Below are 24,398 nucleotides of genomic sequence, written 5' to 3'. Positions count from 1 at the left end.
TCAGAACTTCGTAAATTGCATTTCGTCGGGCCCCATTTCGGCGGCCAGCGCCGCGTTCTGCAGGGCCAGGCCCTCGCCGCGCGGCTTGCCGGCATTGCGCAGGGCGCGCGCCGGTGCGGAACGCTGGGGCGCCGCGGGCTGCCGCTCCAGGCGGAAGAAGGCCATGGCCTGCTGCAGCTGTTCGGCCTGGCTGCTCATCTCTTCGGCCGTTGCCGCCAGCTCTTCGGAGCTGGATGCGTTCTGCTGGGTGGTCTGGCTCAGCTGCACCACCGCCGCATTGATCTGGCCCACACCGGCCGACTGCTCCTCCGATGCAGCCGTGATTTCCTGCACCAGGTCCGAGGTCTTGCGGATATTCGGCACCATCTGGTCCAGCAAGGTGCCGGCGCGTTCCGCCAGTTCCACGCTGCTGGTGGCCACTTCGCTGATCTCCTGCGCCGCCACCTGGCTGCGCTCGGCCAGCTTGCGCACTTCGGCCGCCACCACGGCGAAGCCCTTGCCATGTTCGCCAGCGCGCGCCGCTTCGATGGCGGCATTCAGCGCCAGCAGGTTGGTCTGATAGGCGATATCGTCGATGATGCCGATCTGCTTGGCGATCTGCTTCATCGCCACCACAGTGGCTTTCACCGCTTCGCCGCCTTCGGCCGCTTCCTGCGCAGCCTTGGCGGCCATGCCGTCGGTCACGCGCGCGTTCTCGGTGTTCTGCGAGATCGAGGCCGTCATCTGCTCCAGCGAGGCGCTGGTTTCTTCCACGCCTGCGGCCTGCTCGCTCGCCGCCTGCGACAGCGACTGCGCGGTGGCGCTCACTTCTTCCGAAGCGCTGGCCAGCGAATGGGCGCCGCCATTGACTTCGCTTACCACCTGCTGCAGGCGGGCCACCATGGTGCGCATGGCCGCCAGCAGCTGGCCCGGCTCATCGCGCGACACGCTGTCGATGCGCACCGTGAGGTCGCCTTCGCCGAGACGGTTGGCCACGTCCACCGCCTGGCGCAGCGGCCGGGTGATGCTGAACGTGATAAACGCTGCAATCGCGATGCCCAGCACAATCGCCACCGCCGAAACGGTGATGACCATGCTGCGGGTAGCCGCATAGGTCTGCTTGGCATCTTCGGCCGAGCTGACCATCTTCTTGCCCTGGTGCGTGGCCAGCGCATCCAGCGCCTTGTTGAAGCGGGCATTGGCCGGCATGAAGTCGGTGCGCATGTATTCGGCGGCCTGCTTGCGGTCGGTGCGCGCCAGCTGGTAGAAGTGCTCGAACTTCGATTCGACGGCGGCACGGCCATCGGACATATCCTTGAACAGCTCGCGGCCACGCTCGCTGGCCACCAGCTTTTGCACGCGCGCCATGGTCTCGCTCAGCTCCACGCGGTTCGCTTCGATCTCCTTGCGGTGCGCCTCGCCCTCGGCGTCGCTGGCGGCCAGCAGGATGCTGCTCATGTGCGCCCCATTTTCGGCCGACAGGCGCTCCATGTCCTTGGCCATGGCGACCTTGGGATAGCTGTCCTCCGCCATTTCGATGGTGGCGGCATCGATGGCCTCCATGCGCTGCAGGGTCAGGACGCCCAGCGCCAGCAGCAGGAGGATCAGTGCGCCGAAGCCGAGGCCGAGCCGTACGCCGATTTTGAGGTTCTTGAGCATGGTGCTCTCCGATATCTGTAAGTTTGTTGAATCAGGCCGCGAGGGCTTCGTTGCTGTCATGTTCGATGCCATTCAGCAGCGCCACCATGTCCAGGATCAGCGCCACTTCGCCGTTCCCGAGAATGCTGGAGCCACTGAGGAAACGCAGGCCGCTGAACACTTTGCCCAGCGGCTTGATCACGGTCTGGAACTCGCCCAGCAGGCTGTCCACCACCAGTCCGGCGCGCTTGCTGCCGTAGCGCACCACCACAATGCTCTGGCGCCGCGCCGGCGGTCCGTCGATGGCGAAGCGTTCGCGCAGGCGCACAAAAGGCAGCGCCTGGCCGCGCAGGTCGATGTAGTCGCGCCCTTCTTCCTCGCGGAATTCCACGCACTCCTCCACCATGTCCATCGGGATCACGAATACCGACTTGCCGAGGCCGACCTGGAAGCCGTTGATGATGGCCAGCGTCAGCGGCAGGCGCACCGTCACCGTGGTGCCCACGCCCTCCTCGCTGGCGATTTCCACGCTGCCGCGCAGGGCCTGGATATTGCGCTTCACCACATCCATGCCCACGCCGCGGCCGGACAGGTTGGTCACTTGCTCCGCCGTCGAGAAACCGGGCTCGAAGATCAGGCCGTAGATCTCCTTGTCGCTCAGCACGCGGCCAGGCTCCACCAGGCCGCGCTCGATGGCCTTGGCCAGGATGCGGTCCTTTTTCAAGCCGCCGCCGTCGTCGCTCACTTCGATCACGATGCTGCCGGAGTCGTGGTAGGCATTCAGCGCCACCTTGCCCTTGGCCGGCTTGCCGCGCGCGGCGCGCAGTTCGGCGCTTTCGATGCCGTGGTCCATGGCGTTGCGCACCAGGTGGGTCAGCGGATCGCCGATCTTCTCCACTACCGTTTTGTCCAGTTCAGTGTCTTCCCCGCTGACGGACAGGCCGATATCCTTGCCGATCTCGCGCGATACGTCATGCACCACGCGCTGGAAGCGGTTGAAGGTAGCGCCGATCTTCACCATGCGCAGCTGGAGCGCGCTGTCGCGCACTTCTTCCACCAGGCTGCTCAGGGTGGAGGTGCATTCCAGCAGCTCGGCGATCTGCGTGCGGCGTGCAATCACATTGGCGCTGGCGCCCGCGATAATCAGTTCGCCCACCAGGTTGATCAGGCGGTCCAGCTTGTCCGCATCCACCCGCACCGACCGGTTTTCCTGCGTGGCGGCGCGCGGTTCGGAAGCCTGCTTCTGCTTGGCCAGCGCGGCATCCACCACCGGCGGCCGTACCGCGCCCTGCTCCACCAGGATGGCGCCGATGGGCGCCGCCTGCGGGCCGGCGGCGCTTTGCTGCGCCAGCGCCTGCGCCAGTTCATTGGCGGTGACGCTGCCGCACTTGATCAGCATCTCACCGAGGCGGCTGCGCTCTTCCGGCAGCTGCTCGATCAGCTTCACATACTCGGAAACGCGGCTGTGCGGCGGCAGGATGCGCAGCTGGCAGTCGTCGCGCACGAACTCGAACACGCCTTCGATGGCGGCCTTGTCGGTGTTGCCGCGGAAGGCGATCTCGAAGCCGAGATAGCAGCTCTCCGGATCGAATTCCGCAGCCGCCGGCAAGCCTTCATCCAGCACCGCGATGCCGGTGATTTCGCCCAGCTGGCCCAGGTAGCGCAGGAAGGACAAGGGGTCCATGCCGTTGCGCAGCACGTCCGCGCCGAAGCGCAGCGAGATATGCCAGTGTTCCGCGTCGCCCGCCGTTTCGTTTGCCGCCGCCGCTTCCAGGCGCGGCGCGGCACTGGCCGGCGCGCCCAGGTAGGCCTGCAGCTGCGCCGTCAGCGGCGCGCCTGCTTCGGCCAGCGCCTGGTTGCCATCCAGTTCGCCGCTTTCCACCGCGTTGACCAGGGCGCCGATATGGTCGCAGCAGGCCAGCAGCAAGGCTACCAGGCCGTCGTCCACCGGCACGCGGCCGTCGCGCACGCGGTCCAGCACACTCTCGGCAACGTGGGTGAATTCCACCACCGGGTCGAGGCCGAACATGCCGGCCGAGCCCTTGATGGTATGCGCGGCGCGGAAGATGGCGTTCACCGCCTCCGCCCCGCCGTCCGGCTGGGCCACGGCCAGCAGCGCATTCTCCATTTCGCCCAGCAGCTCCCGGCTCTCGGCGATAAAGGTGTGCATCACCACGTCGATATTGATGCTCATGCGGCGGCTCCTTCCACGATCGCGAAGCGGTGGGCCATGTCCAGCATGGCCAGCACCTCGCGCACCGGCGCGCTCGGCGCCAGCAGCTGCAGCTGTTTATCCTGGCCTTGCGCCTCGCGCGCCGCCACCAGCAGCAGCTGCAGGCCGGCGCTGTCGAACTCCGTCACCTGCGACAGGTCAATGGCCGGCGCCCCGGCCGCCGCCGCTTCCAGCAGCGCGGGCTTGAGCTCCGCCGCGCGGTAGATGGTCAGCTCGCCTTCGATTGCGAAGGCGGCAGCAGTCCCTTGGCTCTCTGCGCCAATACTCATGGTGCTTCTCCGTGAAAAAAACCTGTCGCGGGTCGTTAAGGCATGACCAGTTTCTGCACTGCGTTCAGCAACTGCTCCGGCTTGAACGGTTTCACCATCCAGGCCTTGGCGCCGGCAGCCTGCCCCTGCAGTTTCTTCTCTTCCTGCGATTCGGTGGTGAGCATGATGACGGGCGTGAATTTGTAGGCGGGGCGCTGCTTGAGCTCCCGCACGAAGGAGATGCCGTCCATGTTCGGCATGTTCACGTCGCTGATCACGAGGTTGATCTTCTGGCCATTGAGCTTGGCCAGCGCATCGGAACCGTCGGTGCCTTCAATGACGTCGTACCCTGCCTGCTTGAGCGCGATGCCAACGACCTGCCGGATGGACAGCGAGTCATCGACGATCATGATTGTTTTTGCCATGTCAGCTACTCCCTAGAAAAAGGTGATTTCTTCTTCCTGCTGGGGCGCAGGGAGTGCGCCCTTCTTGTGCAGTGTTCGTTCTTCCGCCATGGCGTAAGTGCTTTCCAGTTCGGCCAGCAGGGCGCGCGTATCCAGCGGCGGCACCCCGTGCTCTGCATCGAACTGCTGCCGGTTCTCGTCCAGGATGGACGGCCAGCGTGCGATGTTCTGCTGCACGTGGCTCAGGATCTGGCTCACACGGTCCTGGAACTGCAGCTGCACCAGCGCTTCCGACACCTCGGTCTGGATGCCGGCGCTTTCATGCTTGAGCAGTTCGGACGAGGCCACCAGGCCATCCGTCACGCCGCGGAAATCGGCCAGCACGCTGTTGATCATTTCTTCCGAAGCCTGCACCGAGCGCGCTTCCTGCTGCTTGGTGGCGGTGGCTGCGCTGCAGGTGGCATTGATGGCGGAGCTGATCTGGCTCACCTGCTGCGAGATATGCTTGCCCGCTTCCGCCGAGCGGTTGGACAGCATGCGCACTTCGTTGGCCACCACGGCAAAGCCGCGCCCCGCCTCGCCCGCACGGGCCGCTTCGATGGCGGCATTCAGCGCCAGCAGGTTGGTCTGCCAGGCGATGCTGGCCACATCGGCTGCCATGGTCTGCAGTTGCGCCGTGATGGCCTGCAGGCCTTCAATCTTCTGCAGCATCATGGATTTGCTCGATGCCGCCTCTTCCAGCATGGCCAGCAGCGAGCGCAGTTCCTTTTCGCTGCGGCTGTAAACCTCGACCACATCGCCGCCCGATTGCGTGGTGGACGATGCCGCCAGCGCCTGTTCCAGCCGGTGCACGATGCCGGAGAAGCGGCCGATCAGCTCTACAACTGCGGCTTCCATCTGCGTGCGCGAAGCATCGAGGTGGGAGTTCCACACGCCGGAGACTTCTTCGCTGAAGTGCTGGCGGCTGTCCAGGTAATTGCGCAGGGAGTCATCGGCGCGCGGCTGCAGCGCGACTGCATGGCGGCTGGCAGCAAACCCCAGCACGATCAGCACGGCGGCGGCAAGCAGCGCGGGCCAATGCCAGCCGCCCAGCCACACCAGCACGAGTGCGGCAAGTACGGCGACGATCAGGGGGTAATGCAGGGACAACAGGCGAAAGCGTGTTTGAGGCACCGAAGGCTCTCCAGCAGGAGCGGTCCGCATATGCGGCCGTATTCCCTGAATTAGTGTTGGAATTAAATCTGCGGCCGCTGTTTTATTGCGGCTCTCTTGCCGAGATAATGCTACTGTTATTTCCTCAGCGCAAGCCCAAGTAACAATTTTATGTAATTGGTCGCGTAAACCCGACAGCTTTCTAAAGAGAAAAAAATACCCCTTTTCCAAGCACTTGTCTATTCGCTACCACCTTGCATGAGCGAAGTCACTTTATCGTTTGTGTTGGACAAATGTTGAGCAAAAATTACCGTGGGAATTGGAGAGAATCTGAATTAACAAATAACATAACGGGTAAATAAAAAAGCGGCGCATAATGCGCCGCCTTTTATTAATACAATTGAAAGCGATTATTTACGCAAGCCGCTGGCAGCCTTGGCCAGCGCGGTGATGTGGTCCCAGTCGCCGGCCTTCATCGCGTCTTTCGGCGTCAGCCAGGAACCGCCCACGCAGGCCACGTTTTTCAGCGCCAGGAAGGCCGGCGCCGTCTCCTGCGAGATACCGCCAGTCGGGCAGAAAGTGATGTCGGACAGCGGACCGGCAATCGCATTCAACATGCCCACGCCGCCCGCCGGCACGGCCGGGAACAGCTTCAGCTGCTTGTAGCCCTGCTCGCGCGCAGCCATCACTTCCGACGGCGTCATCACGCCGGGCAGCAGCGGCAGGCCGCTGGACTTCTGCGCCGCGATCAGTGCCGGCGTCAGGCCCGGCGACACGCCGAACACCGCGCCCGCATCGCGCGCCGCCGCGAATTCTTCCGGCTGCGTCAAGGTGCCCACGCCCACGATGGCGCCTTCCACTTCGCTCATGGCGCGGATGGCGCCCAGGCCGTGCTGCGTACGCAGCGTAACTTCCAGCACGCGGATGCCGCCTGCGACCAGCGCCTTGGCCAGCGGTACTGCATGGTCGGGATCATCGATCGCAATCACGGGGATCACGGCCGAGGTACGCATAATGTCGAGTAGGGTCATGGTCATGCCTTCTTATTGATCAGGAAATCTTCATCGGAACCGGGAACGGTATTGCCTACGTTATCGCCGCCGTGCAGTTCCACGGTGGTGGGAATCGGCGACGGCAGAGGGAAGGTGGTGGCGCCGCTCTCCGCCGCGCACACGCTGTTGCGGTACATGGCGAACAGCTCGCGGCCCATGCCGACATGGTTCGGCGACAGGTCGGCCTGCGCCAGCGAGCGCGCATGCCAGACATCGGAAGCCACCAGCGCTTCCAGCGTGCCCGCGGCGGCATCGAGGCGGATCACGTCGCCGTCGCGCACCAGTCCCAGCGGGCCGCCGGCCAGGATCTCCGGCGATACGTGGATGGCGGCGGGCACCTTGCCGGAAGCGCCGGACATGCGGCCGTCCGTCACCAGCGCCACCTTGCGGCCCGCATCCTGCAGGTTGGCCAGCGCCGGGGTAAGCGCATGCAGCTCCGGCATGCCGTTGGCGCGCGGGCCCTGGAAGCGGAGCACGGCCACGAAGTCGCGATCGAGCTTGCCGGCCTTGTACGCAGCCATGAAATCTTCCTGCGAATTGAACACCAGCGCAGGCGCTTCCACCGAGCGGTGCTCGGGCTTCACGGCCGACACCTTCATGATGGCGCGGCCCAGGTTGCCCTGCACCAGCACCATGCCGCCATCTTTCGAGAACGGGTCGGCTGCGGTGCGCAGCACCTTGTCGTCCGCGCTCTGCGCAGGCGCATCGCGGAACACCACGTCCTTGCCGTCTTCAGCCAGGAAGGGCTCGGCGCAGTGCTTCGACAGGCCCTTGCCCAGGATGGTGGTCACATCGTCATGCAGCAGGCCGGCCTTCAGCAGCTCGCGGATCACGAAGCCGGTACCGCCCGCGGCGTGGAAATGGTTCACGTCCGCATCGCCGTTCGGGTAGATGCGCGCCAGCAGCGGCACCACGGCGGACAGGTCGTTGAAATCGTCCCAGTCGATCACGATGCCGGCGGCTTTCGCAATCGCGGGCAGGTGCAGCGTGTGGTTGGTGGAACCGCCCGTCGCCAGCAGCGCCACGATGGCGTTGACGATGGACTTCTCATCGACCACATGGCCCACCGGGATGTATTCGCTGCCTTGGTCCGTGATCACGGCCGCGCGCTTCGCGGCAGCGGCAGTCAGCGCATCGCGCAGCGGGGTATATGGGTTGATGAAGGCGGCGCCCGGCAGGTGCAGGCCCATCACCTCCATCAGCATCTGGTTGCTGTTGGCGGTGCCGTAGAAGGTGCAGGTGCCCGCGCCGTGGTAGGACTGGGCTTCGCCTTCCAGCAGCTCTTCGCGCGTTGCCTTGCCTTGCGCATAGCGCTGGCGGATGGCTGCTTTTTCTTTATTCGACAGGCCGGAAGTCATGGGCCCGGCCGGCACGAACACCGCAGGCAGGTGGCCGAAGTGCAGCGCGCCGATCAGCAGGCCCGGAACGATCTTGTCGCATACGCCGAGGTAAAGCACGGAGTCGAACATATTATGGGATAGCGCTACCGCAGTGCCCATGGCGATGGCGTCGCGCGAGAACAGCGACAGCTCCATGCCTGGCTGGCCCTGGGTCACGCCGTCGCACATGGCGGGCACGCCGCCGGCGAACTGCGCCACCGCGCCCACTTCGCGCACGGCTTCCTTGATAATTTTCGGGAAGCCCTCGAAGGGCTGGTGCGCCGACAGCATGTCGTTATAGGAGGAGACGATGGCCACGGAAGGCTTGCGCACTTCCTTCAGCACCAGCTTGTCGTTCGGCGGGAAGGCAGCAAAACCGTGCGCGAGGTTGGTGCAGGACAGCGAACCGCGTTGCGGCCCCTTCATCCGGGCTGCCTGCAGATGCGCCAGGTAGGCGCCGCGCGAAGGGCGGCTGCGCTTGATGATCCGCTCGGTGACTTTTTCTAGGACTGGGTGCAAGGCCATGGTGTGGTTCCTGATCAATGAATTCTCGAAATTTTACTACACTTTTGCAGGCAAAGGTGATGCGCCATCGCTTCAGGGCGACGGCGGCAGGACGCCGGACAATCTCCATTGCCCCAGCACCGCCCTCGGCGGAACTTTTTTGAGGCCGCGCCAAAAGAGTTGTAGTGAATTTACCTGCTTTTGCTGTATAGTTGAATAATATTCCCAAACCCGCCACAACAACATGCACCAGCCTGCCCTCACCACGACCGCCAGCTTCCTGGCCCTGCAATCCCACGCTGCCGACGCCCAGGACTGGCAGATCCGCCAGCTGTTCGCCGCCGAACCGCAGCGCTTCCCGGCCATGACCGTGGATGCCGCCGGCCTTTTCCTCGACTATTCGAAGAACCGCGCAAACCAGCGCACCATCGAACTGCTGGTTGACCTGGCGCGCGAGCGCGGCGTGGAAGCCCGGCGCGACGCCATGCTGTCTGGCGAGAAAATCAATATTACCGAACATCGCAGCGTGCTGCACACAGCCTTGCGTATGCCGCGTGGCAAACCGCTGGTGGTGGACGGACAGGACGTGAACGCGGATGTGCACGCGGTGCTCGACCGTATGCATGCCTTTACCGACAAGGTGCGCAGCGGCACGTGGCTCGGCCACACCGGCAAACCGATCACGGACATCGTCAACATCGGCATCGGCGGTTCGGACCTCGGCCCGAAAATGGCCGTGCTGGCACTGCGCTCCTATGCCCATCCACGCCTGAAGATGCACTTCGTCTCCAATGTGGACGGCCACGACATGGATGCGGTGCTGGCCCAGGTGAATGTGGAAACCACGCTGTTCATCGTCGCCTCCAAAACCTTCACCACGGCGGAAACCATGCTGAACGCGCAGACTGCGCGCCGCTGGTTCCTGTGCGAGGCGAAGGAAGCGGACCTGCCGCGCCATTTCGTTGCCGTCTCCACCAACACGCAGGCAGTCACTGCTTTCGGCATCGATCCGGAAAACATGTTCCCCTTCTGGGACTGGGTCGGCGGCCGCTATTCCGTGTGGTCGGCCATCGGCCTGTCCGTCGCGCTGGCGGTGGGCTTCGGCTATTTCCAGACCTTCCTGGAAGGCGCGCATGCAATGGATGAGCACTTCCGCACCGCGCCGCTGGAGCAGAACATGCCGGTGCTGCTGGCGCTCATCGGTTTCTGGAACCGCCAGTTCCTGAATGCGGGCTCGCTGTCGATTGCGCCCTACCACCAGGACCTGTCGCGCTTCCCGGCCTACCTGCAGCAGCTCGACATGGAAAGCAACGGCAAGCGCGTGACCCGGGGCGGCAAGCCGGTCGACACGCCAACCTGCCCGGTGGTGTGGGGCGAGTGCGGCACCAACGCGCAGCACGCCTACTTCCAGCTGCTGCACCAGGGCACGGACGTGACCCCGATCGACTTCATCGCCACGCTGCGCGCAACGCATGACCTGGAAGGCCATCACGACGCGCTGCTGGCCAACTGCTTCGCCCAGTCCGAGGCCTTCATGAAGGGCAAAACGGCGGACGAAGTACGCGCCGAGCTGAAGGCGCAGAAGCTGAGCGATACCCAGATTGAAGAACTGGTGCCGCACAAGACCTTCCCCGGCAACCGCCCGAGCAACACGATCCTGATGGACCAGCTCACGCCGGCCACGCTGGGCGCGCTGATCGCGCTGTACGAGCACAAGACCTTCGTGCAGGGCGTGCTGTGGGACGTGGCCAGCTTCGACCAGTGGGGCGTTGAACTGGGCAAGGTGCTGGCCAAACAGATCCAGGCCGAACTCACCGGCGACATCAAGCCGGAAGTGCACGACAGCTCGACCAATGGCCTGATCATCATGGCCAAGGCCGCGAAGGTGCAATGATGGCGGAACAGGTGGAAGTCGCGCTGGACCAGGCCATGGTGGTCGGCGAATCGCCGCTGTGGGTGCCGGAAGAGCAGGCGCTGTACTGGGTGGACATCGAAGGCTTCGCCGTGCACCGGCTGCGCTCCGGCGAGCACACATCGTGGAAGATGGCCAGCGAGCCTTCCACGCTGGCGCGCAACGCGGGCGGCGGCCTGGTGGTGGCCATGCGCACCGGCTTCGCCTTCCTGGATACGGAAAGCGGCAGGCTGCGCGACATCGCGCCCTCGCCTTTCGACCGCAGCACCACGCGCTTCAACGACGGCAAGGTGGATGCGGCGGGCCGTTTCTGGGTCGGCACCATCTACGAGCCGCGCGACAGGCAGGCGGCGGAAATGTATGTGCTGGAGCGCGGCAAGGTGCGCCTGGCCTGGTCCGGCGGCATGACCACCTCCAACGGCCTCGCTTTCAGCCCGGACAACCGCTTCATGTACCACGCGGATACGCCCTCGCACCGCATCACGCGCTTCGACTTCGACGCGCAGACCGGCAACGTGGGCAACCAGCAGGAAGTGCGCGCGTTCTCGAAGGACAAGGCCGCGCCGGACTACGGCGGCCGTCCCGATGGCGCGGCGGTGGACAGCGAAGGCAATTACTGGGTGGCGATGTTCGAAGGCGGGCGCGTGCTCAAGCTCTCGCCTGCCGGCGAACAGCTGGACGAAATCAAACTGCCCGTGAAATGCCCGACCATGGTGGCGTTCGGCGGCGCGGACCTGCGTACGCTCTACATCACGAGCGCCGGCAACCGCAAGCCCGAAGAGCTGGCCGAATACCCGCTCAGCGGGCGCCTGCTGTCGGTGCGCGTGCCGGTGGCGGGCCGCCTTGAAGCAGCTTATGTGGAATAAAGCGTTACGTAGTATAGTTACCTGATCGACCAGATTAATCGTTGTAAATTTTCAGAAGATAACGAATATGGCACTCTCCGATTTCGACCTCGTCCTCTTTGGCGGCAGCGGCGACCTTGCGATGCGCAAGCTGCTGCCTGCGATGTTCAGCCGCGATGTGTGCGGCGACCTGCCGCCCGATGCCCGCATCATCTGCATCGGCCGGCATGAAAACACGCAGGAAGAGTTTATCGACACCGTCAACAGCACGTCGAAACCGCACATCAAGTCGCCCAAGGTCACGCCGGAGAACTGGGAACGCTTCACGAAGCGCATCGTGTATGTGTCGCTGAACGCGACCGACGCCGCCTCCTACAAGGCGCTGGCCGACGCGTTGCGTCCCGACCCGGAACTGATCCGCGTCTACTACCTGGCCACGCCGCCTGCGCTGTTCTCGAAGATCTGCGAGAACCTGAAGGTGTCCGGCCTGGTGACGAAGAATTCGCGCGTGGTGCTGGAGAAGCCGCTGGGCCGCGACCTGGCCTCGGCCAAGCAGATCAATGCGGAAGTGGGCAAGTTCTTCGAAGAGTCGCAGATCTACCGTATCGACCATTACCTCGGCAAGGAAACCGTGCAGAACCTGCTGGCCCTGCGCTTCGGTAATATCCTGTTCGAGCCGCTGTGGCGCCGCGAATGGATTTCGGACGTGCAGATCACCATCGCCGAAAAGCTCGGCGTGGGCAACCGCATCGGCTATTACGACACCTCGGGCGCGCTGCGCGACATGCTGCAGAACCACCTGCTGCAGCTGCTCTGTATCGTGGCCATGGAACCGCCGGCATCGACCGCGCCGGACGCGGTGCGCGACGCCAAGCTGCAGGTATTGCGCGCCCTGAAACGCTTCACGCCCACCACGCTGGCGCAGAACATCGTGCGCGGCCAGTACCGCGCGGGCCACGTCGATGGCCAGCCCGTGCCGAGCTACCGCGACGAACCGGATGCGCCGCAGCAGTCGCGCACCGAAACCTTCGTCGCCATGAAGGCGGAAATCGACACCTGGCGCTGGGCCGGCGTGCCCTTCTACCTGCGCACCGGCAAGCGCATGGCCGACGGCCTGGCGGAGATCGTGGTGCGCTTCAAGCAGATTCCGCACTCGATCTTCAACCAGCCGACGTCGAGCTTCCAGCCTAACTCGCTGGTGATCCGCCTGCAGCCGGACGAAGGCCTGCGCATGAACCTGATGGCGAAAACGCCGGGCGAAGGCATGCGCCTGAAACCGGCCGAGCTGGAACTGGACTTCCGCGAAACCTTCAAGATGCCGCGCATGGATGCCTACGAGCGCCTGCTGCTCGACGTGCTGCGCGGCCAGCTGACCCTGTTCATGCGCGGCGACGAGCTGGAAGCCGCATGGGAATGGGTGGAGCCTATCCTGAACAACTGGGAACAGGACGATACCGCGCCGCTGCCATACACCTCGGGCACCTGGGGTCCGGCGGCAGCCAGCGCGCTGATCGGACGCGACGGCCTGCAGTGGCGTGAAGAAGCGCTGCCGGAAGACTGATGCTGCTCGACTCGATCCGAACCCAGCTCGACTCGCTGTCCAAGTCCGAGCGCAAGGTGGCACTGGCGGTGCTGGATAATCCCAACCGCACGGTGGGCGCCAACATCACTGCGCTGGCGAAAACGGCGCAGGTTTCCGAGCCCACCGTGGTCCGTTTCTGCCGCACGCTGGGCTACGACGGCTGGCACGAATTCAAGCTGAAGCTGGCGCAGGGGCTGGCCCTTGCCCTGCCCGGCCTGAACGAGCAGCCGTCACAGGACGACCTGGCCTCGGATCTGGTCAATAAAATCTGCAGCCGTTCCATCAATACGCTGCTGGACCTGCGCAACAACCTGCACCACGAACCGATCCAGAAAGCGCTGGATATCCTGCAGCACGCGAACAAGATCGAGTTCTACGGCCAGGGCACTTCGGGCATCGTGGCCGCCGACGCGCAGCACAAGTTCTTCCGTTCCGGCGTGCCCACGGTGGCCTATTCCGATCCGGCGATCCACAGCATTGCCGCAGCCCTGCTGCGCAAGGGCGATGCGCTGGTGGCGATTTCCCAGCGCGGCAACAGCCCGGCGCTGGTGCGCTCGGTCAGCCTGGCGCGCGACGGCGGCGCGGACGTGATCGTGCTGGCGCCCTCCGGCACGCCGCTGGCCGACCTGGCGACGGTGCTGATCCCGATCGACCTGATCTTCAATACCGACCCCTACACGCCGATTTCGGCGCGCCTGGCCTACCTCGTCGTGATCGACGTGCTGGCAGTGGGCCTCGCACTGAAACGCGGCCCCGAATTCCGCCGCAAGATGCAGAACGCGCAGAAGGCGCTGCAGGAATTCGAAGTGCAGTTCGACTCCTTCATCGGCTAATCCCAGTCGTTCCCGCGCAGGCGGGAACCCAGGGGCGCCGCCGGGGGCTCTCCTGGGCCGCATCGGCGGACCGTCCCGCGCAGGCGCGAGCGACGGCCAACGTTCCGTATACGGCCGGGCTGGTGCGGTGGCAAGGCAGGCCAACGCGGTATAATCGCGCTTCCGCTCGTGGATTCAACGACTTTCCTTTCCGACCACAATGAACCAACTCGAACAGCTCAAACAGTACACCACCGTGGTTGCCGACACCGGCGACTTCCAGTCGATCAAGGCCTACACCCCGCGCGATGCGACCACGAATCCCTCGCTGATCCTGAAGGCCGTGCAGAAGGACGAATACAAGCCGCTGCTGGAAAAGGCCGTGCGCGACAATCCGAATGCATCGACCGGCGAGATCATCGACCGCCTGCTGATCGCCTTCGGCACCGAGATCCTGAAGATCATTCCGGGCCGCGTGTCGACCGAGATCGACGCCGCCCTGTCCTTCGACGTGGAAGGCAATGTGGCCAAGGGTCGCGAGCTGATCGCGCTGTACGAGCAGGCCGGCATTCCGCGCGAGCGCGTGCTGATCAAGATCGCTTCGACCTGGGAAGGCATCAAGGCCGCCGAGATCCTGGAAAAGGAAGGCATCCACTGCAACTTGACCCTGCTGTTCTGCCTGCCGCAGGCCATCGCCTGCGCCGAAGCCGGCGTGCAGCTGATTTCGCCGTTCGTGGGCCGCATCTACGACTGGTACAAGAAATCCACCGGCATCGATTACCAGGGCGCGGAAGACCCGGGCGTGCAGTCCGTGAAGCGCATCTACAACTACTACCGCAAGTTCGGCTACAAGACCGAAGTGATGGGCGCCAGCTTCCGCAACACCAGCCAGATCCTGGAACTGGCCGGCTGCGACCTGCTGACCATCAGCCCGGACCTGCTGCAGAAACTGGCCGACACCACCGGCCCGGTGGAGCGCAAGCTCGACGCATCGTCCGGCGCGCAGAACAAGATCGCGATGGACGAAAAGACCTTCCGCTTCATGCTGAACGAAGACGCGATGGCAACCGAGAAGCTGGCCGAAGGCATCCGCGCCTTCTGCGCCGACTCCGGCAAGCTGAAACAGATCATCTCCGGCATGAAATAAGCCGCCGCGGCGGATGTGCCCGGGCCCGGCCGCTAAAACGGCCGGGCCTTTGTTTTTCAGTCCGTAATGGCGCGCAGGCGCGCCAATGCATCCTCCACGACAAACTCCGGAACTGTCTCCATCCGTTTCGCCTTGCGCGCTTCCAGATCCAACATGCGAATCTGGTTGATCAATGCTGCGCCCTGAGTCTTCGTTCCGGCCCCGCTTAAGGTCGTAGCAAAACCCGCATGCCGGGCAAAGTCGCCCCCCTGCGTGATCGGCGCCACCAGCACGAGTCCCAGCGCATTGAACACGTTGGCAGATAACACAAGCGCAGGCCGCGTGCCTTTCTGCTCATGCCCTTCCGTGGGATCGAGGCCAACCATCACGATGTCGCCACGCTCGAACTTGCTGCGCCTTACCATGCCTCACGTCCCACAGGCTTAAGGTCACTCCAGACCTCCATATCGGCGGGTTCCGGTGCGGAAGGGTCGCATTGCGCCACCAGATCTGCCAGCGAATACGAAGGACGCGCGGCCTTGATCAGCACACCGTCAGGCTGGATGTTCACGCTGAGCTTGTCCCCCAATGTAACCTTCAGGATGCCCAGGAGTTCGGTCGGCAGCCTCACCGCAGCACTGTTGCCCCATTTCTGTATCGACAATTCCATATACCCTCCCGTGTTTATACATTGTAGATCCGCCACCACTGCAGATCAAGGCCATGGGCGATGCGAAACCGGCAATTCCTTGAGAATTGGTCTATACAAAACGTTACAAGTAACACTGATATACAATCACACGCACCCGTTTTAACCCCCTAACTTCACGAGACATCCATGAGATCTGTTCCTCGTTACACGCCTCTTGCATTCGCAGTCATCACCCTGTCGCTCATGGCGGCTTGCGGCAAGAAGGAAAGCGCTCCAACCGCCCCGCCTCCCCCGACCGTCTCCGTCATCACCGTTGCTCCTTCCACCGTGGCTGTGAGCAATGAGCTGCCCGGCCGCGTCGAGGCCTACCGCATTGCCCAGGTGCGCGCCCGTACCGCCGGCATCGTGCTGAAACGCGTGTTCGAGGAAGGCAGCGACGTGAAGGCGGGACAGGTGCTGTTCCGTATCGATCCGGCCCAGTTCCAGGCCAGCTTCGAGAGCGCACAGGCGGCCGTGAGCAAGGCGGAAGCGAACCTGGCGCAGGCGGAACTCAAGGTGAAGCGCTACAAGCCGCTGCTGGCCGCGCAGGCCGTCAGCCAGCAGGAGTATGACGATGCCGTGACGGCCCAGAAGCAGGCCGCGGCCGACCTGGCCAATGCGCGCGCCGCGCGCACCAATGCAGGCCTGACGCTGGGCTATGCCACTGTTACCTCGCCGATCCCGGGCCGCGTTGGCCGTGCGCTGGTCACGGAGGGTGCACTGGTGGGCCAGGGCGAAGCCACCCCGATGGCCACGGTCCAGCAGCTGGACCCGATCTACGTGACGATCACCCAGTCCTCGACCGAACTGCTTGCCCTGAAGCGCGCACTGGCCAGCGGCCAGCTCAAGAGCGTGGGCAAGGACCAGGCGCGCGTGACGCTGGTGACGGAAGATGGCCAGGAATACCCGACCGCGGGCAAGCTGCTGTTCTCGGACGTGGCAGTGGACGAGAGCACCGGCTCGGTCTCCATGCGCGCCGAATTCCCGAATCCGAAACGCACCCTGCTGCCCGGCATGTATGTGCGCGCCCGCCTGGAACAGGGCGTGAACGAAGCGGCCATCACCGTGCCGCAGCAGGCCATTGTGCGCGGCGCGGAAGGTTCTTCCGTGATGGTCGTCGGCGCCGACAACAAGGTGGTGGCGCAGCCGGTGCAGGCCGAAGCCTCGCAGGGCAACAACTGGATCGTGAGCTCCGGCCTGAAAGGCGGCGAACGCATTATCGTGGAAGGCTTCCAGAAGGCGAAACCGGGCACACCGGTCACGCCGGTGGCATGGAAAGCCGCGGCGCCTGCTGCGCCGGCAACGCCGGCAGCGGCCAAGTAAAGGACGTCATCGATGGCAAAATTCTTTATCGACCGCCCCGTGTTCGCGTGGGTGATCGCGCTCTTCATCCTGCTGGGTGGGGCGCTTGCGATCACCATGCTGCCGGTGGCGCAGTACCCTACCATCGCCCCGCCTTCCATCGTCATCACCGCCAACTATCCCGGCGCCACCGCGCAGGTGCTGGACGACGCCGTCACCAGCGTGATCGAGCAGGAGATGAATGGCGCGGACGGCCTGCAGTATGTGGAGTCCGAGAGCAATGCCAGCGGCGGCGTCACGATTACCGTGACCTTCGTGCCGGGCACCAATCCCGACCTGGCTGCGGTGGACGTGCAGAACCGCATCAAGCGCGTGGAATCGCGACTGCCGCAAGCCGTTACGCAGCAGGGCGTGCAGGTGAACAAGGCGCGCTCCAACATCCTGATGTTCGTCGGCCTGTATTCGACCGACGGCAAGATGGACCCCACCGCCATCGGCGACTACATGGCGCGCAATGTGCTGAACGAGATCAAGCGCCTGCCGGGTGTCGGCCAGGCGCAGCTGTTCGGCACCGAACGCGCCCTGCGCATCTGGATCGACCCGAACAAGCTCACCGGCCTCAAACTGAATATGAGCGATGTGACGGCGGCCATCCGCGCGCAGAATGCGCAGGTCACTTCCGGCACCATCGGCGACCTGCCGAATCCGTCCACGCAAACCTACCAGGCGCCCGTGGTGGTCACTGGCCAGCTCTCCTCGCTGGAACAGTTCGGCGATATCGTGCTGCGTGCGAACCCGAACGGTTCCACCGTGCGCCTGAAGGACGTGGCGCGCCTGGAAATGGGCGGCGCCAACTACAATATCAGCGCGCGCCTGAACGGCCAGCCGTTTGTGGCCATCGCCGTGCAGCAGTCGCTGACGGGCAATGCGCTGGCCACGGCCAACCTGGTCAAGGCCAAGATGGAAGAGCTGCAGAAGTACTTCCCGCCGGGCCTGAAATACACCGTGCCTTACGATACTTCGCTGTTCGTGAAGATCTCCATCGAAGAAGTGGTGAAGACCCTGTTCGAAGCGGTGCTGCTGGTGTTCCTCGTGATGTACCTGTTCCTGCAGAACATCCGCTACACGCTGATTCCGACCATCGTGGTGCCGGTGGCGCTGATGGGCACTTTCGCCGCAATGCAGATGTTCGGCTACTCCATCAACGTGCTGACCATGTTCGGCATGGTGCTGGCGATCGGTATCCTGGTCGACGATGCCATCGTGGTGGTCGAGAACGTGGAACGCATCATGAGCGAGGAAGGCCTGTCGCCGCGTGAAGCCACGCGCAAGGCGATGTCGCAGATTACCGGCGCCATTGTCGGTATCACGCTGGTGCTGATTGCCGTGTTCATCCCGATGGCCTTCTTCGGCGGCGCCGTGGGCGCCATCTACCGCCAGTTCTCGCTGTCGATGGTATCGGCCATGGTGTTCTCCGCCCTGATGGCGCTGACCCTCACCCCTGCCCTGTGCGCCACCATGCTGAAACCGGTGGAAGCAGGCCACCACCACGAGAAACGCGGCTTCTTCGGCTGGTTCAACCGCCGCTTTGCCGTCACCGCGAGCGGCTACCAGGGGGTGATTGCGAAAATGCTCACGCGCACCGGCCGCTTCATGCTGATCTTCGTGCTGCTGCTCGGCATCGTGGGCTGGCTGTACGTGCGCCTGCCTTCTTCCTTCCTGCCGAATGAAGACCAGGGCTATATCGTCACCAACGTGCAGTTGCCGCCGGGTGCATCGCGCAGCCGTACCGAGGCCGTGCTGGCACAGGTGGACGCCTACTTCCGCAAGCAGCCCGGCGTGGCGCGTACCATCGCGGTGGCCGGTTTCAGCTTCTCGGGCAATGGCCAGAACGCAGGCCTGGTGTTCGTGCCGCTGAAGGACTGGAAGGAGCGCGGTGCGGAAGACTCGGCGACCGCGATCGCGGGCAAGGCCTTCGGCGCCCTGTCCGGCATTGCGGACGCCGTTGTGTTCCCGCTGAGCCCTCCGCCGATCCGCGAGCTGGGTAATGCAACGGGTATCACGGCGCGCCTGCAGGACCGCAGCTCCTTGGGCCATGAGGCATTGATCAGCGCGCGTAACCAGCTGCTGGGCATGGCGGGCAAGAGCACGGTGCTGAAAGGCTTGCGCCCTGAAGGCCTGGAAGATGCGCCCCAGCTGCAGGTGGACATCGACCGCGAGAAGGCGAACGCGCTGGGCGTGACCTTCGCGGACATCAATTCCACGCTGTCCTCCGGCCTTGGCTCCTCGTATGTGAATGACTTCAACAGCAGCAACCGCCAGCAGCGCGTCATCGTGCAGGCCGACCAGTCGCGCCGCATGCAGCCGGAGGATATCCTGCGCCTGCATGTGCGCAGCACCACCACCGGCAATATGGTGCCGTTCGCATCCTTTGCGCGTTCGCACTGGATCAACGGCCCGGTGCAGCTGGTGCGCTACAACGGCTACCCGGCGATCAAGCTGACCGGCGATGCTGCACCTGGCCACTCCACCGGCGAAGCGATGGAGGAACTGGAACGGCTGGCGGCGCAGCTGCCGCCGGGTTTCGGCATCGAATGGACCGGCCAGTCGCTGGAAGAACGCACCTCGGGCTCGCAGGCGCCTGCGCTGTTTGCGCTGTCGATGCTGGCCGCCTTCCTGGTGCTGGCGGCGCTGTATGAAAGCGAGTCGATTCCGGTGGCCGTGCTGCTGGTGGTGCCGCTCGGCGTGCTGGGCGCCCTGCTCGGCGCCCACCTGCGCGATATGCCGAACGACGTGTACTTCAAGGTGGGCCTGATTGCGATCATCGGCCTGTCGGCGAAGAACGCAATCCTGATTATCGAGTTCGCCAAGGACCTGCAGGCGCAGGGCATGGGCCTGATCGAAGCGACGCTGGAAGCGGTGCACCTGCGCTTCCGCCCGATCATCATGACCTCGCTGGCCTTCATCCTCGGTGTGCTGCCGCTGGTGATCGCCACCGGAGCGGGTTCGGCCAGCCAGCGCGCCATCGGTACCGGCGTGATGGGCGGCATGATCACGGCCACGGTGCTGGCGGTGTTCCTGGTTCCCGTATTCTTCGTGGTGGTCCGCCGCATCTTCAAGGGCAGCGAGCGCCAGCGCCGCATTGCAGCGCATGAACTGGACCTGCCGGAGACCAAGCAATGATGATGAAAAAACTGACTCTCCGAACTTCCGCCGCCGTGCTGCTGGCTGCCGGCGTGCTCTCGGGCTGCTCCATGGCGCCCGTGTACCAGCGCCCCGCCGCGCCGGTGGCTGGTGAATTCCCGTCCAATGCCCCAGCCGCAGGCGGCCCCGGTGCAAGCCAGCCCGGCGCGGACGCGCGCAGCGCTGCCGATACCGGCTGGCGCGAGTTCTTCACCGACGAGCGCCTGCAGCAGCTGATCGCCGCGGCGCTCGAAAACAACCGAGACCTGCGCACCGCTGCCTTGCGCATCGAAGAAGCGCGCGCGGCCTACAACATCCAGCGCGCCGACCGCGTGCCGAACCTGAACATCGGCGTGTCCGAAACCCGTGGCCGCACGCCGGGCTTCGCCACGCCGTCGGGCCAGGCTGTGGTCAGCGAACGCTTTGACGCGGGACTGTCGATGTCCGCCTTCGAGCTGGACTTCTTCGGCCGCGTGAAAAGCCTGAGCGACGCAGCGCTGGCCAGCTATCTGGCGAGCGACGAAGCGCGCCAGGCGGCGCAGATCAGCATCGTGGCGGAAGTGGCGAAGGCCTACTTCACCGAACGCTCCTACGCCGAGCAGTTCACGCTGGCCCAGCGCACATATGAGGCGCGCCGCCGTACCTATGAGCTGACGCAGCAGCGCGTGGAAGTGGGCGCGTCCTCCCGCCTCGACCTGCGCTCGAACGAAACGCTGATGGAAACGGCGCGTGCTTCGGCGCTGGCCCTGGCCCGCCAGCGCGCGCAGGCGGAAAACGCGCTGACGCTGCTGGTCGGCGCACCGCCCTCACAGGCGGCAAGCGGCGCAATGGCGACGGATGCGCAGATCGATGCCATGAGCGCCGTGCCGGCCGGACTGCCGTCCGACCTGCTGGCGCGCCGCCCGGATATCCGCGCGGCGGAGCAGCGCCTTAAGGCGGCCAATGCCAATATCGGCGCGGCGCGCGCGGCCTTCTTCCCGCGTATTTCGCTGACGGCCGCCATCGGCAGCGCGAGTCCCGAGTTCTCCGGCCTGTTCGACGGCGGCAACGGCACCTGGTCCTTCGTGCCGCAGCTCACGCTGCCGATCTTCCAGGGCGGCCGCAATGTGGCCAACCTGAACCTGGCCGAGGTGCGCAAGAACATCGCCGTGAGCGACTACGAACGCACCATCCAGGTGGCCTTCCGCGAAGTGGCTGATGCGCTGGCGGCGCGTACCTACCTGGGCGACCAGGTGGCGGCGCAGCGCGCGGTGCAGGACGCGCAGGCCGACCGCCTGCGCCTGCTGCAGCTGCGTTTCGAGAACGGCGTGGCCAGCTCGCTGGACGTGCTGGATGCGCAGCGCGAACTGTTCAACGCAGAACAGCAGCTGGTGCAGGCGCGCCTGCTGCGCACCACCAGCGCCATCGACCTGTACCGCGCACTGGGCGGCGGCTTGAAGTAATCACGGAGCGGCATGGACTCGCCCATTTCGATCCGCCTCGGTCCGCGTGCGCGCCAGCGCATTGCGGCCGAGGGGCTACAGGCGGCGGACATCGCCATCATTCCCGCCGCTGCGGGCGGCCCGAAAGGGCTGATCCTCAGCGGCATCGATGCCTGGATGTTCGGCGACTGGCTGAAGCAGGCGCCGCGCGAGCGGCGGCTGATCGGCGCTTCCATCGGCGCCTGGCGCATGGCGGCAGCGGCCTTCCACGATCCGGTGGCGGCGCTGCGCCGCCTCGCGCACCACTATTCCCACCAAACCTACCCGGCCAAGGTAGATGCGGCTTACGTGAGCCGCACCTGCCGCGGCCTGCTGGACGAAGTGCTGGACGGCCGCGGCGCGGAGCCGCTCGCCAATCCGGACTACCGCCTGTCCATCATCACCGCACGCGGCATCGGACCGCTGGCGAACACCCGTGGCGCGCGCTGGCGCGAAATGGCGGGATTCCTGCGCGCCGCGGCAGGCAATGCCATGTCGCGGGCGCGGCTGGCGAAGGCAATGGAGCGCGTGGTTTTCCATGATGCGCGCGACGATGCGGCATGGCTGCGCGAAGGCTTCGATGCCTTCGCTTCGGCATTCGTGGCGCTGTCGGATGCCAACCTGCGCGATGGCTTGCTCGCCTCCGGTTCGATCCCGCTGGTGCTGGAGGCGGTGAACGGAATCGCCGGCGCACCGGCAGGCGACTACTGGGACGGCGGCCTGATCGACTATCACCTGCACCTGCCCTACCAGCGCAACGAAGGCCTGGTCCTGTATCCCCACTTCACCGACCACATCGTTCCCGGCTGGCTGGACAAGTCGATGCCGTGGCGCCGCGCGCGCGACGCGGCGGTGGAGAACGTAATATTGGTGTCGCCCTCGCCCTCCTTCCTGGCACGCCTGCCGAACGGCAAGCTGCCGGACCGTTCGGACTTCAAGCACTACGGCCAGAATCACCAGGCGCGCATCCGCGACTGGACCTTTGCGATCGGCGAAAGCGAACGGATGGCCGAAGCGCTGGCGCGCTGGGCGGAAAAGCCCGACCTGAAACAGGCCGGGGACTTCTGATCAGCCGAGGAACATCTGCTGCAGGTCGTTGAGGAAGCGCTGCCCCAGCTCCGTGGGGCGAATGATCTGGTAGTCGAGGTATAGCAGGCCTTTGGCCTCGGCCTGCTGCAGCTGGCGCTCGATCACATTCATCTGCATGCCGGTGCGTTCCGCGAACAGGTTGGGCGAAAAACCACCCTGCAGGCGCAGCGCATTCAGCATGAACTCAAAGCCCATGTCCTCGCGGCCGATCTCGTGCTCATCCTGCACCGGATTACCCGCCGCCACCTGCTCCATATAGCTCTTCGGCTGCTTGTAGCGAGCCTGGCGCAACACGCGGTGCGGGAAGGACAGCTTGGAGTGCGCCCCCGCGCCGATACCGAGGTAGTCGCCGAACTGCCAGTAATTCAGGTTGTGGCGCGCCTGGCGGCCCGGCTGCGCATAGGCCGACACTTCGTAGTGGCCGTAGCCTGCGGCGGCTGTCATCTCCGCAATCAGGTCCTGCATATCTGCGCTGGTGTCGTCGTCCGGCAGCTGCGGCGGATACTTGGCGAACACCGTGTTCGGCTCCATCGTCAGGTGATACAGCGACAGGTGCGGCGGCTTGAAGGACATCGCCGTTTCGAGGTCGATGCGCGCTTCATCGAGCGTCTGCGAAGGCAACGCATACATCAGGTCCAGGTTGAAGTTGTCGAAGTTCGCTTGCGCGATTTCGACGGCGCGGCGTGCTTCGCCATCGTCGTGGATGCGGCCCAGCGCTTTCAGGTGCTGCGCATTGAAGCTCTGGATGCCGATGGACAGGCGGTTGATGCCGCTGGCGCGGTAGGACTTGAACTTCTCCGCCTCGAAAGTGCCGGGATTGGCCTCCATCGTGATCTCGGCATCGCTGTCCAGCGGCAGCAGCGAGCGCAGGTCGGACATCAGCCGGTCCAGCGCAGCGGCGGACATCAGGCTGGGCGTGCCGCCCCCGATGAATACCGTGTAGATCTTGCGGCCCCAGATCAGGGGCAGCGCCATTTCGAGGTCGGCGCGCAGCGCGTCGAGGTAGGCCTGTTCGGGCGCCTCGCCTTTGGCCTCGTGCGAGTTGAAGTCGCAGTAAGGGCATTTGCGCACGCACCAGGGCCAGTGGATGTACAGCGACAGCGGCGGCAGCGCCGTGAGGTTCAGCGCTCCGGGTTGCAGGTACTGCGCAGCGACGCCGGCGGCGGTATCGATGCTGCGCGTGCCGGCGGGCTTGCTGCCGGCGGGTTTAATCGGAATCATTTTCTCAGCTTCTCTACCAGCGCGCGGAGCGCCTGGCCGCGGTGCGACAGGCGGTTCTTCTCTTCCTTCGACAGCTCGGCAGCGCGCTTGCCCAGCTCAGGAATATGGAAATAGGCGTCGTAGCCGAAACCGCCTTCGCCGCGCGGCTCGGGCATCATCACGCCGTCCCAGCGGCCATCGGCGATCACCGGCTGCGGGTCGTCCGCGTGGCGCACGAAGACCAGCACGCAGTAGTAGTAGGCCGACCTGTCTTCATGCTGTGCCAGCTCGGCGATCATCTTCTCGTTGTTGCGCGCGTCCGATTTCGGCTCGCCGGCGAAACGTGCGGACAGCACGCCGGGCGCGCCGCCCAGCGCGTTCACGCAGACGCCGGAATCGTCTGCCAGCGCAGGCAGGCCGGTCAGGCGGGCCGCGTGGCGCGCCTTGGCCAGGGCGTTCTCCACGAAGGTGAAGTACGGCTCTTCCGCCTCGGGCACGTTGAACTCGCCCTGCGCATGGACGCTGAAGCCCACGGTCGCCAGCAGTTCGTTGAATTCTTTCAGTTTGCCCGCGTTGTTCGAGGCAAGGACCAGCTTCTGCGTCATCG

Annotated in this window: 20 protein-coding genes; 9 read left to right on the top strand and 11 right to left on the bottom strand. The window is 64.8% G+C overall.

All coding sequences use genetic code 11. The features are described from left to right. From ACJRPG_RS03380 to edd, 7 genes are all read right to left on the bottom strand, one after another. The gene (locus tag ACJRPG_RS03380; protein ID WP_407998624.1) at nucleotides 1-1,638 is read right to left on the bottom strand and encodes a methyl-accepting chemotaxis protein; all 1,638 of its coding nucleotides are present in this window, start codon (nucleotides 1,636-1,638) and stop codon (nucleotides 1-3) included. Nucleotides 1,639-1,669: 31 nt separating this feature from the next. Then, the gene (locus tag ACJRPG_RS03375; RefSeq protein WP_407998677.1) at nucleotides 1,670-3,805 is read right to left on the bottom strand and encodes a chemotaxis protein CheA; all 2,136 of its coding nucleotides are present in this window, start codon (nucleotides 3,803-3,805) and stop codon (nucleotides 1,670-1,672) included. Between the two features lie 2 nt (nucleotides 3,806-3,807). Further along, nucleotides 3,808-4,119, bottom strand: coding sequence for an STAS domain-containing protein (locus tag ACJRPG_RS03370; RefSeq protein WP_407998623.1), 312 nt, complete (start codon nucleotides 4,117-4,119; stop codon nucleotides 3,808-3,810). 35 nt (nucleotides 4,120-4,154) lie between these two features. Then, on the bottom strand, nucleotides 4,155-4,523 hold the full coding sequence (locus ACJRPG_RS03365; protein WP_407998622.1) for a response regulator: 369 nt from the start codon (nucleotides 4,521-4,523) through the stop codon (nucleotides 4,155-4,157). A gap of 12 nt (nucleotides 4,524-4,535) precedes the next feature. Then, nucleotides 4,536-5,213 carry a methyl-accepting chemotaxis protein gene (locus tag ACJRPG_RS03360; protein WP_407998676.1) on the bottom strand — a complete coding sequence of 226 codons (678 nt, stop codon included), beginning with the start codon at nucleotides 5,211-5,213 and terminating at the stop codon, nucleotides 4,536-4,538. An 851-nt stretch (nucleotides 5,214-6,064) separates the two neighbouring features. Then, nucleotides 6,065-6,691, bottom strand: coding sequence for a bifunctional 4-hydroxy-2-oxoglutarate aldolase/2-dehydro-3-deoxy-phosphogluconate aldolase (gene eda, locus ACJRPG_RS03355; RefSeq protein WP_407998621.1), 627 nt, complete (start codon nucleotides 6,689-6,691; stop codon nucleotides 6,065-6,067). Then, the gene (gene edd / locus ACJRPG_RS03350; RefSeq protein WP_407998620.1) at nucleotides 6,688-8,610 is read right to left on the bottom strand and encodes a phosphogluconate dehydratase; all 1,923 of its coding nucleotides are present in this window, start codon (nucleotides 8,608-8,610) and stop codon (nucleotides 6,688-6,690) included. The genes eda and edd overlap by 4 nt, the downstream gene beginning before the upstream one ends. 223 nt (nucleotides 8,611-8,833) lie before the next feature. Here edd and pgi point away from each other — a divergent pair, with 223 nt between their 5' ends. The 5 genes from pgi (at nucleotide 8,834) to tal (ending at nucleotide 14,887) form a co-directional block, all read left to right on the top strand. After that, nucleotides 8,834-10,483: a glucose-6-phosphate isomerase gene (pgi, locus tag ACJRPG_RS03345; protein WP_407998619.1), complete on the top strand. Its 1,650-nt coding sequence runs from the start codon at nucleotides 8,834-8,836 to the stop codon at nucleotides 10,481-10,483. Further along, complete coding sequence (locus ACJRPG_RS03340) at nucleotides 10,480-11,367, top strand: SMP-30/gluconolactonase/LRE family protein (protein ID WP_407998618.1); 888 nt, start codon at nucleotides 10,480-10,482, stop codon at nucleotides 11,365-11,367. Before pgi ends, ACJRPG_RS03340 begins: the two co-directional genes overlap by 4 nt. A 67-nt stretch (nucleotides 11,368-11,434) precedes the next feature. Next, a complete protein-coding gene (gene zwf / locus ACJRPG_RS03335; RefSeq protein WP_407998617.1) occupies nucleotides 11,435-12,907 on the top strand; it encodes a glucose-6-phosphate dehydrogenase in 1,473 nt (490 codons plus the stop codon). Further along, the gene (locus tag ACJRPG_RS03330; RefSeq protein WP_407998616.1) at nucleotides 12,907-13,761 is read left to right on the top strand and encodes an SIS domain-containing protein; all 855 of its coding nucleotides are present in this window, start codon (nucleotides 12,907-12,909) and stop codon (nucleotides 13,759-13,761) included. The genes zwf and ACJRPG_RS03330 overlap by 1 nt, the downstream gene beginning before the upstream one ends. 199 nt (nucleotides 13,762-13,960) lie before the next feature. Further along, on the top strand, nucleotides 13,961-14,887 hold the full coding sequence (gene tal, locus ACJRPG_RS03325; RefSeq protein WP_407998615.1) for a transaldolase: 927 nt from the start codon (nucleotides 13,961-13,963) through the stop codon (nucleotides 14,885-14,887). 56 nt (nucleotides 14,888-14,943) lie between these two features. Here tal and ACJRPG_RS03320 read toward each other — a convergent pair whose 3' ends face one another. Beyond that, complete coding sequence (locus ACJRPG_RS03320) at nucleotides 14,944-15,291, bottom strand: type II toxin-antitoxin system ChpB family toxin (protein ID WP_407998614.1); 348 nt, start codon at nucleotides 15,289-15,291, stop codon at nucleotides 14,944-14,946. After that, the gene (locus tag ACJRPG_RS03315) at nucleotides 15,285-15,536 is read right to left on the bottom strand and encodes an AbrB/MazE/SpoVT family DNA-binding domain-containing protein (protein ID WP_407998613.1); all 252 of its coding nucleotides are present in this window, start codon (nucleotides 15,534-15,536) and stop codon (nucleotides 15,285-15,287) included. The genes ACJRPG_RS03320 and ACJRPG_RS03315 overlap by 7 nt, the downstream gene beginning before the upstream one ends. A gap of 168 nt (nucleotides 15,537-15,704) precedes the next feature. On the opposite strand from ACJRPG_RS03315, the gene ACJRPG_RS03310 reads away from it, so the two are divergent. Genes ACJRPG_RS03310 through ACJRPG_RS03295 form a run of 4 tightly spaced genes read left to right on the top strand, consistent with a single transcriptional unit; the run spans nucleotide 15,705 to nucleotide 22,570 of the window. Then, nucleotides 15,705-16,880 carry an efflux RND transporter periplasmic adaptor subunit gene (locus tag ACJRPG_RS03310; protein ID WP_407998612.1) on the top strand — a complete coding sequence of 392 codons (1,176 nt, stop codon included), beginning with the start codon at nucleotides 15,705-15,707 and terminating at the stop codon, nucleotides 16,878-16,880. A gap of 12 nt (nucleotides 16,881-16,892) precedes the next feature. Beyond that, entirely contained in the window at nucleotides 16,893-20,042 is a 3,150-nt protein-coding gene (locus ACJRPG_RS03305; protein ID WP_407998611.1) for an efflux RND transporter permease subunit, read from the top strand. Continuing rightward, on the top strand, nucleotides 20,042-21,484 hold the full coding sequence (locus ACJRPG_RS03300; protein WP_407998675.1) for an efflux transporter outer membrane subunit: 1,443 nt from the start codon (nucleotides 20,042-20,044) through the stop codon (nucleotides 21,482-21,484). Before ACJRPG_RS03305 ends, ACJRPG_RS03300 begins: the two co-directional genes overlap by 1 nt. 12 nt (nucleotides 21,485-21,496) lie before the next feature. Beyond that, nucleotides 21,497-22,570, top strand: a complete 1,074-nt coding sequence (locus ACJRPG_RS03295; protein WP_407998610.1) for a patatin-like phospholipase family protein — start codon at nucleotides 21,497-21,499, stop codon at nucleotides 22,568-22,570. Here ACJRPG_RS03295 and hemW read toward each other — a convergent pair whose 3' ends face one another. Both hemW and rdgB read right to left on the bottom strand, forming a co-directional pair. Further along, nucleotides 22,571-23,812, bottom strand: coding sequence for a radical SAM family heme chaperone HemW (hemW, locus tag ACJRPG_RS03290; RefSeq protein ID WP_407998609.1), 1,242 nt, complete (start codon nucleotides 23,810-23,812; stop codon nucleotides 22,571-22,573). Continuing rightward, a complete protein-coding gene (gene rdgB / locus ACJRPG_RS03285; protein WP_407998608.1) occupies nucleotides 23,809-24,396 on the bottom strand; it encodes an RdgB/HAM1 family non-canonical purine NTP pyrophosphatase in 588 nt (195 codons plus the stop codon). Before rdgB ends, hemW begins: the two co-directional genes overlap by 4 nt. Between the last annotated feature and the right edge of the window lie 2 nt (nucleotides 24,397-24,398).

The organism is Pseudoduganella rhizocola (assembly GCF_045984285.3).
Lineage (GTDB): Bacteria > Pseudomonadota > Gammaproteobacteria > Burkholderiales > Burkholderiaceae_D > Rugamonas.
Note: the sequence above shows the minus strand (reverse complement) of the source record. Positions and strands in the feature narration are given on the sequence as shown.